The following is an 11545-nucleotide window of genomic DNA, read 5'->3' on the forward strand; positions in this document are numbered from 1 at the left end:
GGTCGCGCCGGTCGCGCCGTTCGTCCGAGGCGGGGGTGAGGTCGTGGTCGGTGGTCCCGGTCATGCCGTCGCCTCCCGGGTGAGCAGGATCTGACGCACATCCAGGTAGCCGGCCCGGAACCCCGCCTCGGAGTAGGCGAGGTAGAGCGTCCACATGCGGCGGAACGCCTCGTCGAAGCCCAGCCCCGCCACCTCGGCGGCGTGCGCGGTGAACCGCTCACGCCACAGCCGCAGCGTCTCCGCGTAGTGCGCCCCGAACCCCTCGGTGAGGGTGACGCGCAGGCTGGTGTGGGCGCGGGTGGCCTCGTCGATGGCCTCGTTGGAGGGCAGCATGCCACCGGGGAAGATGTACTTGTGGATCCAGGTGTAGGTGCGCCGGGTCGCCAGCAACCGGTCGTGCGGCATGGTGATCGCCTGGAGCGCCACCCGGCCGCCGGGTGCCAGCATCGTGTCCAGGGCCTGGAAGTAGCCGGGCCAGTACTCGACCCCCACCGCCTCGATCATCTCCACGCTGACGACGGCGTCGAACCGGCCGTCGCGCGTCGGGTCCAGCCGCCGGTAGTCCTGCATCCGGATCTCGACGGCGTCGGCGAACCCGGCGGCGCGCACCCGGTCCACCGCGAGGTCGTGCTGCTCCTGGGAGAGCGTCAGCGACAGCACCGTGGCGCCGCGCCGGGCGGCGCGGACGCAGAGCTCCCCCCAGCCGGTGCCGACCTCCAGCACCCGGCTGCCGGGGCCGACTCCGGCCAGGTCCAGCAGCCGGTCGATCTTGACGTGCTGTGCCTGCTCCAGCTGCTCCCAGCGGGCGGGCAGCTGGGTGAAGACGGCGCTGGAGTAGGTGAGGGAGTCGTCCAGGAAGAGCCGGAACAGCTCGTTGGACAGGTCGTAGTGGGCGCCGATGTTGCCGCGTGCCGCCGCCTCGGTGCGGGCCCCGGCGGGCTGCCGCGCCTCCCACAGGCGGCGCAGCCGCTGCAACGCGGGCGGCACCAGGGTGGTCAGCTGTTCGGCCATCACCGTCAGCGCGCCGGGCAGGTCGGGGGCGTCCCACTCGCCGGCCTGGTAGGACTCGCCGAAGCCGATCAGGCCGTCCCTGGCCAGGCGCGCCGTGAACGCCTCCGGGTCGTGCACCTCCAGCAGCGGCCCGCCCCGGCCCAGGACCCGCTCGCCGAACGTCACCCGCAGCGGCAGCCGGCTCAGGGCGCGGTGGATGACGGCGCGGGCGATGGCGGTGCGCAGCGGCGAACTGGCCGGGACGCGCACGACGTCGGCCCAGCGCTGCGGATCGAGCCGGTCCCGCAGGAGCGGCGTGCGCGTCGAGGTCTGCTGCAGTGTCACTGGAAGCCCTCCTGGGGCTGGTGGTCGGGGCGGGGCACGACGGGCAGTTTGCGCAGGTACAGGCGGATGCCGTGGATGCGGATGGCGAGCGAGGCCGCGAGCGGGGCGAGCGGGTGCCGCAGCGAGGCCAGGGCGAGCCGTCGGGCGGTGTAGGGGCGGCCGACGCCCCGGACGGTGGCGGTCAGCGCCCGGGCGCCGTCGACGTCGAGCTGCACCGTCAGGTCCAGGCGCCCGTCGGGGACGGGCAGCCGCATCCGGTAGCGGCCCGCGACGGGCAGGAACGGGGAGACGTAGAAGGCCTTGTCGGCGCCCGCGTGCCGGGCGGCCTCCGGGCCGAGCAGGTAGGCGTGGCGCTCGCCGTAGGTGTTGTGCACCTCGGCGACGACGTGCCGCAGTGTGCCCTCGCCGTCGTGGCACCAGTACACCGACAGCGGGTTGAACACGTAGCCCAGCACCCGCGCCTGCGCGAGCATCAGCACCCGCCCGGTCGCGGGCGCGACGCCCTGCCCGGCGAGGAAGCGCTCCAGCCCGGCCCGGAGGGTCGGCCCTCGGCCGTCGAAGTGGTCACGGGCGCGGAAGCCGGCCAGTGGCCGCAGCGCGCGCGGCAGACGGGGGAGGCGGTCGACGTCGACGAGCCAGTAGCTGGTGCGGTGGTCCAGCGCGTAGCGCTGCCGCGCCGTGCGGACGTGGCGCACCCGGCTCTCGTACAGCGTCGCACCGCCGGGCGGCGTCGCACCGCCGGCCGGGGCCACGCCCGCGGCGCGTGCCGAGCCCGCCCGCGCCGCGTTCGCATGTGCCGCTCCGACCGGGGCTGCCGTGCCGTGCGTCGCGTCAGCGTGTGCTGATCCGTCGGCGCACGCGGCGCCGCCGGCCGCGCCCCCTGCGGGGCGGGCCGACCGCGGTCGTGAGGCCGTGCTCACCAGTCCACCCCCAGTGCGGCGGCCGCCGCCACCCCGGAGCGGCAGCCGTCCTCGTGGAAGCCCCAGCCGTGCCACGCGCCCGCGAACGCGCAGACGGAGGTGTTGAGTTCGGGCAGCCGTGCCTGCGCGGCCACGGACTCGACCGTGTAGACGGGGTGTTCGTAGTCCATCCGCTCCAGCACGGTCGCCGGATCCACCAGCGCGGCGCCGTTGAGGGTCACCAGGTAGCGGTCGGGGGTGTCCAGACGTTGCAGCCGGTTCAGGTCGTAGGAGACCTGGACCGCCCCGGCGTCCGCGTCGCACGCGGGCAGCAGGTGGTTCCACGAGGCGCGCGCCGCGCTGCTGCGCGGCAGCACCGAGGCGTCGCCGTGCAGCAGCGCCGGATTGCGGGAGTAGCGGAACGCGCCCAGGACCTCCCGCTCGGCGGCGCTCGGCCCGTCCAGCACGGCCAGCGACTGGTGCGGGTGCAGGGCCAGCACGACGGCCCGGTAGGGGAGAACCGTTCCCGTCGCGTCCTCGACCTCGACGCCGGCGCCCCCGTGCCGCACGACCCGGGTCACGGGCGCGCCGGTACGCACCCGGTGCAGCTGCTTGGCGATCCGGCGCACGTACTCCTGCGAGCCGCCGGTGACGGTGCGCCAGGTCGGCGAGCCGGTCACCGACAGCATCCCGTGGTGCTGAAGGAACCGGAACAGGTAGCGGGCCGGGTAGCCGAGCGCGACCTCACCCGGGCACGACCACACCGCGGAGACCACCGGCGTCAGGAAGTGCGCCACGAAGTAGTCGGAGAACCCGTGCCGCCGCGCGAACTCGCCCACGGTCGGCTCCGCCGCGTCCTGCGGCGCCGCCAGCAGCGCCCTCGCCCGGCGGTGGAAGACCGGCACTTCCGCGAGCATCCGCAGATAGCGAGGGTCGGCGGCCCGCCGGGGCTGCGCGAACAGGCCGCGCGGTCCCCTCGCCCCCGCGTACTCCAGGCCGCAGCCCTCGCACCGCACCGACATGCTCATCTCGGAGTCCTGCGTGACCACGCCCAGCTCCGCGAAGAGCCGCAGCAGCGTCGGATAGGTGCGCCCGTTGTGCACCAGGAACCCGGTGTCGACACGCTGCAGCACCCCGCGCCCGTCCACCACGTCGTGGGTGTGCGCGTGGCCGCCCAGCCTCTCGTCCGCCTCGTACAGCGTGACGTCGTACCTGCGTCGCAGCACGTGGGCGGCGGTCAGCCCGGCCACCCCGCCGCCCACCACCGCGACCTGTTCCCGCTCCACCACGGACCTCCGCGTCTCGTGACCCGACCGCCTCGACACCGGTGATTCGGAGCCGCCACGCACCCGGATGGGTGGTCGGAGAAGAAATCCGCCCGCGCCACCCGTCCGAGTGCCGCGCGGCTGCGAAGAAGGAGCAAGAGGGAAGAAGGAGCAAGAGGATGGACGTGCACCCGCCGGGGCGGGCGCGCAGAACCCAAGGGGATGTGGGAGCGCCGTGGACGGACCGCACAGCACCAGAAGGGGCGACGGCTCCGAGCCGACGTTCCTCGGCACGCCACCGGCACCGGGGCAACGCCCGGACGAGCTGCTGCTCCAGGTCGCCAAGGGCGACCAGGACGCGTTCGCCGCCCTCTACGACCACATCGCCGCGCCCGTGCTCGGCATTGTCCGCAGTGTCCTGCGGGACCCGGCCCAGTCCGAGGAGGTCGCCCAGGAGGTGCTGGTCGAGGTCTGGCGCACCGCCGCGCGCTTCCGCCCCGACAAGGGCGGCGCGCTCGCCTGGGTGCTGACCATCGCGCACCGGCGCGCGGTCGACCGGGTGCGCAGCGCCCAGGCCGCCACCGACCGCGAGCACAAGGCGGCCCTGCTGGAGCAGACCCCCGCCTACGACGAGGTCAGCGAGGCCGTCGACCGCCGACTGGAGCGCGAGCACGTGCGCCGCTGCCTCCAGGCGCTGACGCAGATGCAGCGCGAGTCGGTGGTGCTGGCCTACTACCGGGGTCTGACCTACCGCGAGGTCGCGGAGCTGCTGGCCGTGCCGCTCGGCACGGTCAAGGCGCGGATGCGCGACGGCCTGATTCGCATGCGCGACTGCCTGGGGGTGACGGCATGACCGCCGCGGACCTGCACATGCTCGCCGGCGCCTACGCGCTCGGCGCCCTCGACGAGGACGAACGACACGCCTTCGAGGCCCACCTGGCCGACTGCGAGAGCTGCGCGGTGGAGGTCGCGGAGTTCCTGGCCACCAGCGCCCGCCTGGCCTTCGCCGCCTCCCAGCCCCCGCCCGCCGCGATGAAGCAGCAGGTGCTCGCCCGCATCGCCGAGGTGCGGCAGGAGCCGCCCAAGGTCGAGCTGCCCGCGCCGCGGCCGCCCGCGCCCGTCTCCCGTGTCCGGCGCGGCGCCCGCTTCGCGCTGGCCGCGAGCATCGCCGCCGCCGTGGGGCTGGGCGGTGTCGCCGCCTGGCAGTACGAGCGCGCCCAGGACGCCCACCAGCAGGCCCAGCAGGCACAGGCACAGACCGCCGAGATCGCCGCCGTCCTGTCCGCACCCGACGCCCACGCCGTCGTCGGCTCCGTCGGCGGTGCGGGCCAGGGCACCAGCGCCACCCTCGTCAGCTCCCGCAGCCAGAACCGTGCCGTCTTCCTGACCCCAGGTCTGCCGCAACTGCCCACCGGCAAGACCTACCAGCTCTGGTTCAACGACGCGGGCGTGATGCGCCCGGCCGGTCTGGTCGCCCCCGGCGCCGCCGACCAGACCATCCTGCTCAAGGGCCCGATCGGGCCCGCTTCCGGCATGGGGATCACCGTCGAACCCTCCGGCGGCTCCCTCCACCCGACGACCGCCCCGATCGCCCTGATGCCCTTCGCGGCGACCTGAAGCCCCGGCGCGCGCCGGGGCCGGCGACGACGTGTCGCTCGGCCGACACCCGCGGGGCTTCTCGGCGGCCGGACGGTCGGACGGTCGGACGGTCAGCTGAAGCGGGAGCTCGGGACCGGGCCCATGGCGCGGACGCGGTCGCGGTGGCCCTGGAGCCACGTCGGGGCCATGGCCGCGGCGAAGGCCGCGAACGCGGGGTCCGGGTCGGGCGGGGTGGCGCCGTCGCCGGCGTCGGGTTCCGCGGAGGCGGCGACGATCTCCGCCGCGAGCTCCGCCTCCGGCCGCTCGTCGGCCGGGAGGCGGTCCACGCCGGAGCCGTCGGCGCGTCCCTGGAGCCGCTCGCCCCAGGGCGCCACGACCGTCTGCGCCAGCAGGCCCACGGAGTCGGCGGTCACCGCCGGGGTGTCGGTCCAGCAGCTGGCGTGCTCGTGGAGGATCTGGCCGGGCGTGCGCGGGACCAGCGCGCGCAGCGCCTCGACGCCCTCGTCGGGCGCCTCCGGCGCCAGCAGTGCGGTCAGGTCGTAGGCCACCACGACCGTCTGCTCGCGCTCGGCCGTGAACGGGACCGCCGGCAGGCCCAGCAGTTCGGCGGCGGCCAGGCCGAGGATCCGGCTCGCCCGGTCGGGCAGCAGCGAGACGCTCGTGGGGCGCTGCCCGGTCGCCTCCAGCGCCAGCCGCAGCCGCTCGATCCCGGCCCGGCAGGTGGCGAACGAGTCCTGGAGGTAGGCGTAGCGGCCGTGCATCCCGGCGTCGAAACCGAACGGCGACAGGTGGCCGAGCAGCGAGCCGCGCAGCACGTACTGCCAGCCGCGCAGGTCCGTGCCGTCCAGCGGCGCCGCGGCGGTCGCGCGCACCGCGGCGCCGCGGGTCATGACGTGGCCGACGCGCGCGTGGACCGGCTCCCACATCTCCTCCGCCGGGGCGCCGAGCCGGGCAAACTGCTGCTCGGCGAGGTCCAGCCGGCCGGAGGTGACGGCGTTGAACACCAGCAGGTAGCGGTCCGGCCAGTCGTCCAGCTCCGCCTCGTGCGGCAGCAGCAGGTCCACGGCCTCGCCGTGGCGGTCCTGATCCTCGTAGGCGGCGACGAGCTCCCGGCGCGGTCCGAGGGCCTGCGGGTGGGCGCGGACGACCTCGCGCAGCGCGGGGACCGCCAGGTAGCCGACGCCGCGCTCGATGCAGGCGTAGCCGAAGTCGTACAGCGCCGGACCGTCCTGCGCGTCGGCGACGACCTTGGCCGCCGCGTCCCGCAGGTCCTCGAACCCGGCCGCGGCCGCGGCGCGACCGGTCACCTGGGCGAGCTCGACGAGCGGTGCGCTCTCGGCGCAGGACCGCAGCCTGCGCAGCGAACCGGCGACGTCCCCGGCGTTCAGGAGCTCCCAGGCCTCGGTCACCTCGGGGGATCCGAAGGTGGGAGTGGCGGGCTGGTCGGACGAGGAGGTACGGCGGTTGCGTCGCGAGAACATGCGGCCGAGCGTCGCAGACCCGTCCGGCGCCGGGCAATCGAATACTCCCCGCTGCTGACCGGACCTCAGCCGCCGTTCCCCTGGCCCGGGCAGTGGGCAGTGGGCAGTGGGCGGTGGGCGGTGGGGCGAGTCCGGGTACCGGCTTGCAGCGCCCGGACCCGCCCCCGGCCTCGGTCGACGACCAGTCCGCCGGTGAGGTTGGCGAGGTTGGCGATGGCCCCTCGGGCTGTACGCAGTCTGGCACGCAGCACCGGCAATGCCGTGCGAGCGGCGGCGGAAACGGCGAGGGCAGCCCGCGGCCCTCGCCGCGAGCTGCCCTCGCCGGGGTGTGCGCCCGTGGTGCGGCGTTCAGTGCCAGTCGCTGATCCGGACGTCGCGCGGGGACGGGTCGCCCTGGCCGGTCTCCAGCAGCTGCTTGAGGCTCATCAGGAATGTGCCCCACTTGGTGCTGCAGTGGTACATGAACTCCACCGGCTCGCGCCAACCCTCGTGACGGAACAGCACGATGGTGTAGTCGTCGGCCTGCTTGAGGTCGAACCGCACCCGCGTGCCGAGCCACTCCTCGGGCCCGTCCACGACCTCCCAGAGCACCAGCTCCTTCGGCCGGGTCTCCAGCACCTTCATGTCGAACCCGCCCTGGGGGAACCGGAACTGGAGCACCCCACCGGGCTCGCCGTCGCCGTGGGTGTCCTCCGTCCACCAGGCGGCCAGCCCGTCGACGGTGGTGAGGGCGTCGTAGACGCGCTCGGGGGTGGTGGTGGCACCGATGCGGTGCAGGATGTCGGCCATGTCGCTACTCCTTCTCGTGCGGGCGCCGGTCCGGCCGCGCCGCCTGCGCGGGCGGCTGAGGGGCACCGGTTCAGTTCTCGGGCTCGGCCCTGGCCGCGCGGTTCTCGCGGGCGTCCGGATCGACGTGGGTGCCCCGGCTGTCCGGGGCGTTCTGGTGGGCGACCGCGTCGCGGGTGCGCTGGATCGCCTCGGCGATGGTCTTGATGCGGCGCAGTCGTGCGTCCCAGGCCGCCCCGACGGAGGCGAGCTGAGCGACGGCGCGGGCGAACTGCGCCTCGTCGACCGCGTACACGCGTTCCCGCCCCTCGGGCGTGGCGTGGACCAGGCCGGCCCGGTCCAGTACGCCGAGGTGCTTGGCGACGGCCTGCCGGGTGACCGGCAGCCGCTCGCTCAGCGAGGTCGCGGTGCCGCGGCCGTCGGCGAGCAACTGGTCGAGCATCCGGCGGCGGATGGGGTCGCCGACGGCGGACCACAGCTCGTCGTCGATGACGGTGCTCACGGCGCCGACACCAGCTTGGTGACGTAGGGGGCCACGCGTGGCAGGTAGTAGTCCCAGCCGCTGACGTGGTCCCGGTACAGCGCCTCCAGCTTGGCCGCCTCCCAGCCCCGCTCGCGAAAGCCCGTCTCCGTCATCCGCAGCAGCGTGCCCGCGTGGGTGGGCAGCAGGTCGAACGTCACCAGCAGGGAGTTGCCGACCGCGGCGGTCACGCCCTCGTCGTAGACCCAGCGGAAGGAGAACCGCCGGTACGGGTCCGCCTCGACGACGGTCACCAGCTCGACGTGGCGGTCCGGCGACGCGCTGTCGCCGAAGCGGAAGGTTCCGGCGCCGCCGACCCCTGGCTCGAGCTCGGCCTCGTCCGGCCACCAGCCGGCGAGGTGTTCCGGCGTGCTGACCACTTCGTAGACCACCTCGGGCGAGGCGTCGACGTGGATCTCCCGCTCGATGCTGCCGTACTCCATCGCGCTGCTCCTCACTCGTGCAACCTTTGGTTGCTTATCACTGTAGATCGGCCCATGGTGATGCGCAACCAAAGGTTGCTTATTGCGACGGACATGCCTCCCACGCCGGCATCGAACGGGCACCTCGGCCACACGTCGCGCGGCGGCGGCTCAGGCGCCCAGCGCCCGCAGCGCGGCGTCCCAGTCCACGGCGCAGCCGTCCTCCCCGCGCGGCACCAGGCGGAACGTCTCGCCGAGGAAGCGCCGCAGGTCCACGGCGCTGACGACGAGCACGGCCCGCACGCCGGGCGGCAGCAGCTCGATCAGGGTCCAGTCCTCCGAGAGCGGGCGGACGCGGACGTCGCCGATCCCGGCCGGCGTGCGCAGGCCCTCGTCCAGCAGGTCCCGGGACAGCCGCCAGCTGGTGGGCAAGGGCTCGGCCTCGACGATCGCGGCGCGGATCCGCAGCACGACCGCGAACCCCTCGTCGGGGTCGTAGCGCAGGTCCAGCCGGGCAGGCCGGCACGGCCCGGTGATCAGGACGGCGGTCAGCTCACTGCGCAGAGCGGGGCTCTTGTGTGCCATCGGACTCGCCTCGCTTCCCCTACAGGTGTGGACACCTGGTGTTCGAGGCAGACGCCTCCCTCGGACGGGTGAAAGTCGGGCGAAAGCGGAGGCAGACCCATCCGCACGGTCGGCAGACCCGAATGCAGGGCGTGAGAGTACTTCGCACCGCAGTGACGGGAGCCGCGATCGGCCTGGCGGTCGCCGCGGCAGCCCTGACGGTCGGCGACCTCGTCGCCGCCTTCACCGGTCCCGCCGGTGCTCCGGTGCTCGCCGTCGGCTCCTCCGCGATCGACCTGACGCCGACGCCGCTCAAGGAATGGGCGGTGCAGCACTTCGGCACGCACGACAAGACCGTGCTGCTGTCCGGGATCTACGCGACCATGGCCGTCCTGGCCGTCGCGGCCGGACTGCTCGCGCTGCGGCGGCTGTGGGCGGGGGTCGCGGTCTTCGCCCTCTTCGCCGGGCTCGGCATGTGGGCGGCCTCCTCCCACGACCAGGCGCTGCTCCCGTCCGTCCTCGCGGGCCTCGCAGGCGCCGCCGTCCTGATCGTCCTGGTCCGCCTCCACCACCGGGCCGGGTCCAGCGCGCAGTCTCCGGCCGCGCGACGCGGCGCCGAGCACGCCCGTTCCTCGGGGTCCGCGCCTTCGGGCGACGCGGCCGGGCAGGCCCCTGCTCCCGCGCCGTCCGGCGCCGAAGGCGCCCCGCCCTCCGGGCCGGGCGCGCCCCCCGCATCCGGCGCCGCTCCGCGGGGCATCGGGCGGCGCGGCTTCCTGGTCGCCCTCGCGGCCACCGCGGCCGGTGCCGCGCTCGCCGAGACCGCCGCGCGCGCCCTGAGCGCCGCCCGCTACAACGTCTCCAAGGCCCGCGCAGCCCTGCGCCTGCCGGCGCCCGTCACATCACTGCCCCCCGTGCCCGCCTCCGCGCACCCGCCCGTCGCGGGCCTGAGCTCCTTCACCACCCAGAACTCCGGCTTCTACCGCGTCGACACCGCCCTGACACTGCCCCAGGTGCCGCCCTCCACCTGGACCCTGCGCGTCCACGGCATGGTCGACCACCCCGTCGAGCTCACCTTCGACCAACTCCTGCGGCGACCCCTGCACGAGCTCGACTACACCCTGTCCTGCGTCTCCAACGAGGTCGGCGGCCCCTACGTCGGCACCGCCCGCTGGCTCGGCGCCTCCCTGCCGGACCTGCTGCGCGCCGCCGGCGTCCAGCGCGGCGCGCAGCAGCTGGTGGGGCGCTCCGCCGACGGCATGACCATCGGCACCCCGATCGACCTGCTCCTCGACGGCCGCCCCGCGCTCCTCGCGGTCGGCATGAACGGCGAGCCGCTGCCGGTCGCCCACGGCTTCCCCTGCCGCTCCCTCGTGCCGGGCCTGTACGGCTACACCTCGGCTACCAAGTGGCTGGTCGACCTCGAGGTCACCACCTTCGCGGGCCTCGACCCGTACTGGGTCCACCGCGGCTGGGACCGCACCGGCCTGGTCAAGACCGCCTCCCGCATCGAGGTCCCCTCCCCGCTCGCAAGCGTCCCGCCCGGCGAGGTCACCGTCGCGGGCACCGCCTGGGCCACCCACCGGGGCGTCGCGGCCGTCGAGGTCCGCGTCGACGGCGGGCCGTGGCAGGAGGCGCGCCTGGCCACCGACGTCGGCCCGGACACCTGGCGGCAGTGGAGCTGGACCTGGGACACCAGCGCCGCCTCCTCCGGCCCGCACACCCTCGAGGTCCGCGCCACCGACGGCACCGGCGCCGTCCAGCCGCAGACCCGCACCCCGCCCTTCCCCTCCGGTGCGACGGGCTGGCACAGCACCGTCGTCACCGTCACCTGAACGCCCACAACCCCTCCACTCCACCGAACCAGGAACAAGGACGTGATCCTCATGGCAGTGACCTCCAAGGCCACCGCACTCGTCGCCGCCGCCGCGGCCGGGCTCCTCGCTGTGACGCTCTCCGCGTGCAGCAGCGGCTCCACCAGCAACGCCGCAGCCGCCCCGGCCGCGGCCGCGAGCAGCGCTTCCATGTCCGACTCCGCGATGCCGTCGGGCTCGTCGATGACGCCGTTCGGCTCCGCGTGCGCGTCCGTGCCGTCGACCGGTCCGGGCAGCTTCTCCGGGATGGCGCAGGACCCGGTGGCCACCGCCGCCTCGCACAACCCGGCGCTGTCCACCCTGGTCACCGCCGTGGGCAAGGCGGGGCTGGGTGACACCCTCAACTCGGCCAAGGACATCACCGTCTTCGCGCCGACCAACGCCGCCTTCGCGAAGATCCCCTCGGCCACGCTCAACTCCGTGCTGGCCAACAAGGCGGAGCTCACCAAGATCCTGACCTACCACGTCGTGCCCGGCCAGCTCAGCCCGAGCCAGTTCGCGGGCACCCACAAGACGCTCGAGGGCAGCACCTTGACCGTCACCGGCTCCGGTGAGCAGTTCACCGTCAACGGCACCTCCATGGTCGTCTGCGGCGACGTCCACACGGCCAACGCGACCGTCTACATCGTCGACACCGTGCTGATGCCGAAGTCCTGAGGCATCATCAGCAGCCTCGCGAGGCTGGAGGCCCGGGGCGGGGGGGGGCGGGGGGCCCCCCCCCCCCCCCCCACCCCCGGCCCCCCCCCCCCCCCCCCGCGGGGGGGGGGCCCCCCGGGGGGGGGGGCGGGGGTCCGCCAGCGGCC

11 protein-coding genes and 1 pseudogene are annotated in these 11545 nt (G+C 74.7%); 4 read left to right on the forward strand and 8 right to left on the reverse strand.

Annotation, left to right across the window (positions count from 1 at the left end; translation table 11 throughout):
• Positions 1-60: 60 nt before the first annotated feature.
• The 3 genes from ABH931_RS23610 to ABH931_RS23620 form a co-directional block, all read right to left on the reverse strand.
• On the reverse strand, positions 61-1335 hold the full coding sequence (locus ABH931_RS23610; protein WP_370116567.1) for a class I SAM-dependent methyltransferase: 1275 nt from the start codon (positions 1333-1335) through the stop codon (positions 61-63).
• Positions 1332-2087 (reverse strand): DUF1365 domain-containing protein, encoded by a 756-nt coding sequence (locus tag ABH931_RS23615; RefSeq protein WP_370116569.1) that lies wholly within the window; start codon positions 2085-2087, stop codon positions 1332-1334. Before ABH931_RS23615 ends, ABH931_RS23610 begins: the two co-directional genes overlap by 4 nt.
• Before the next feature lie 164 nt (positions 2088-2251).
• Positions 2252-3520 (reverse strand): NAD(P)/FAD-dependent oxidoreductase, encoded by a 1269-nt coding sequence (locus ABH931_RS23620; protein WP_370116571.1) that lies wholly within the window; start codon positions 3518-3520, stop codon positions 2252-2254.
• Between the two features lie 304 nt (positions 3521-3824).
• On the opposite strand from ABH931_RS23620, the gene ABH931_RS23625 reads away from it, so the two are divergent.
• Positions 3825-4352, forward strand: coding sequence for a sigma-70 family RNA polymerase sigma factor (locus ABH931_RS23625; protein ID WP_370116609.1), 528 nt, complete (start codon positions 3825-3827; stop codon positions 4350-4352).
• Positions 4349-5116: an anti-sigma factor domain-containing protein gene (locus ABH931_RS23630; protein ID WP_370116574.1), complete on the forward strand. Its 768-nt coding sequence runs from the start codon at positions 4349-4351 to the stop codon at positions 5114-5116. The genes ABH931_RS23625 and ABH931_RS23630 overlap by 4 nt, the downstream gene beginning before the upstream one ends.
• 92 nt (positions 5117-5208) lie before the next feature.
• Here the strand turns inward: ABH931_RS23630 and ABH931_RS23635 are convergent, their stop codons facing one another.
• The 5 genes and pseudogenes from ABH931_RS23635 to ABH931_RS23655 all read right to left on the reverse strand — a co-directional run bounded on the left by ABH931_RS23635 (position 5209) and on the right by ABH931_RS23655 (position 8892).
• Complete coding sequence (locus tag ABH931_RS23635) at positions 5209-6579, reverse strand: hypothetical protein (RefSeq protein ID WP_370116577.1); 1371 nt, start codon at positions 6577-6579, stop codon at positions 5209-5211.
• 348 nt (positions 6580-6927) lie between these two features.
• A complete protein-coding gene (locus ABH931_RS23640; RefSeq protein ID WP_370116580.1) occupies positions 6928-7368 on the reverse strand; it encodes an SRPBCC domain-containing protein in 441 nt (146 codons plus the stop codon).
• Positions 7369-7537: 169 nt separating this feature from the next.
• A pseudogene (locus tag ABH931_RS23645) lies at positions 7538-7867 on the reverse strand (ArsR/SmtB family transcription factor); the annotation flags it as partial.
• On the reverse strand, positions 7864-8328 hold the full coding sequence (locus tag ABH931_RS23650) for an SRPBCC domain-containing protein (protein ID WP_370116583.1): 465 nt from the start codon (positions 8326-8328) through the stop codon (positions 7864-7866). The gene ABH931_RS23650 and the pseudogene ABH931_RS23645, both read right to left, overlap by 4 nt.
• A gap of 150 nt (positions 8329-8478) precedes the next feature.
• Complete coding sequence (locus tag ABH931_RS23655; protein WP_370116585.1) at positions 8479-8892, reverse strand: SsgA family sporulation/cell division regulator; 414 nt, start codon at positions 8890-8892, stop codon at positions 8479-8481.
• Positions 8893-9014: 122 nt separating this feature from the next.
• On the opposite strand from ABH931_RS23655, the gene ABH931_RS23660 reads away from it, so the two are divergent.
• Together ABH931_RS23660 and ABH931_RS23665 are read left to right on the forward strand one after the other, a co-directional pair.
• Complete coding sequence (locus ABH931_RS23660; RefSeq protein ID WP_370116588.1) at positions 9015-10703, forward strand: molybdopterin-dependent oxidoreductase; 1689 nt, start codon at positions 9015-9017, stop codon at positions 10701-10703.
• A gap of 51 nt (positions 10704-10754) precedes the next feature.
• Entirely contained in the window at positions 10755-11399 is a 645-nt protein-coding gene (locus ABH931_RS23665; protein WP_370116591.1) for a fasciclin domain-containing protein, read from the forward strand.
• The last annotated feature ends 146 nt before the right edge of the window (positions 11400-11545 follow it).

The sequence above is a fragment of the Streptacidiphilus sp. MAP12-33 genome (assembly GCF_041261265.1).
Lineage (GTDB): Bacteria > Actinomycetota > Actinomycetes > Streptomycetales > Streptomycetaceae > Streptacidiphilus.

Excerpts from the sequence above, each read along its gene's own strand:
- ABH931_RS23630 (WP_370116574.1), top strand. The coding sequence starts at position 4,349 with ATGACCGCCGCGGACCTGCACATGCTCGCCGGCGCCTACGCGCTCGGC.
- ABH931_RS23635 (WP_370116577.1), bottom strand. The coding sequence starts at position 6,579 with ATGTTCTCGCGACGCAACCGCCGTACCTCCTCGTCCGACCAGCCCGCC.
- ABH931_RS23640 (WP_370116580.1), bottom strand. The coding sequence starts at position 7,368 with ATGGCCGACATCCTGCACCGCATCGGTGCCACCACCACCCCCGAGCGC.
- ABH931_RS23650 (WP_370116583.1), bottom strand. The coding sequence starts at position 8,328 with ATGGAGTACGGCAGCATCGAGCGGGAGATCCACGTCGACGCCTCGCCC.
- ABH931_RS23655 (WP_370116585.1), bottom strand. The coding sequence starts at position 8,892 with ATGGCACACAAGAGCCCCGCTCTGCGCAGTGAGCTGACCGCCGTCCTG.
- ABH931_RS23660 (WP_370116588.1), top strand. The coding sequence starts at position 9,015 with ATGCAGGGCGTGAGAGTACTTCGCACCGCAGTGACGGGAGCCGCGATC.
- ABH931_RS23665 (WP_370116591.1), top strand. The coding sequence starts at position 10,755 with ATGGCAGTGACCTCCAAGGCCACCGCACTCGTCGCCGCCGCCGCGGCC.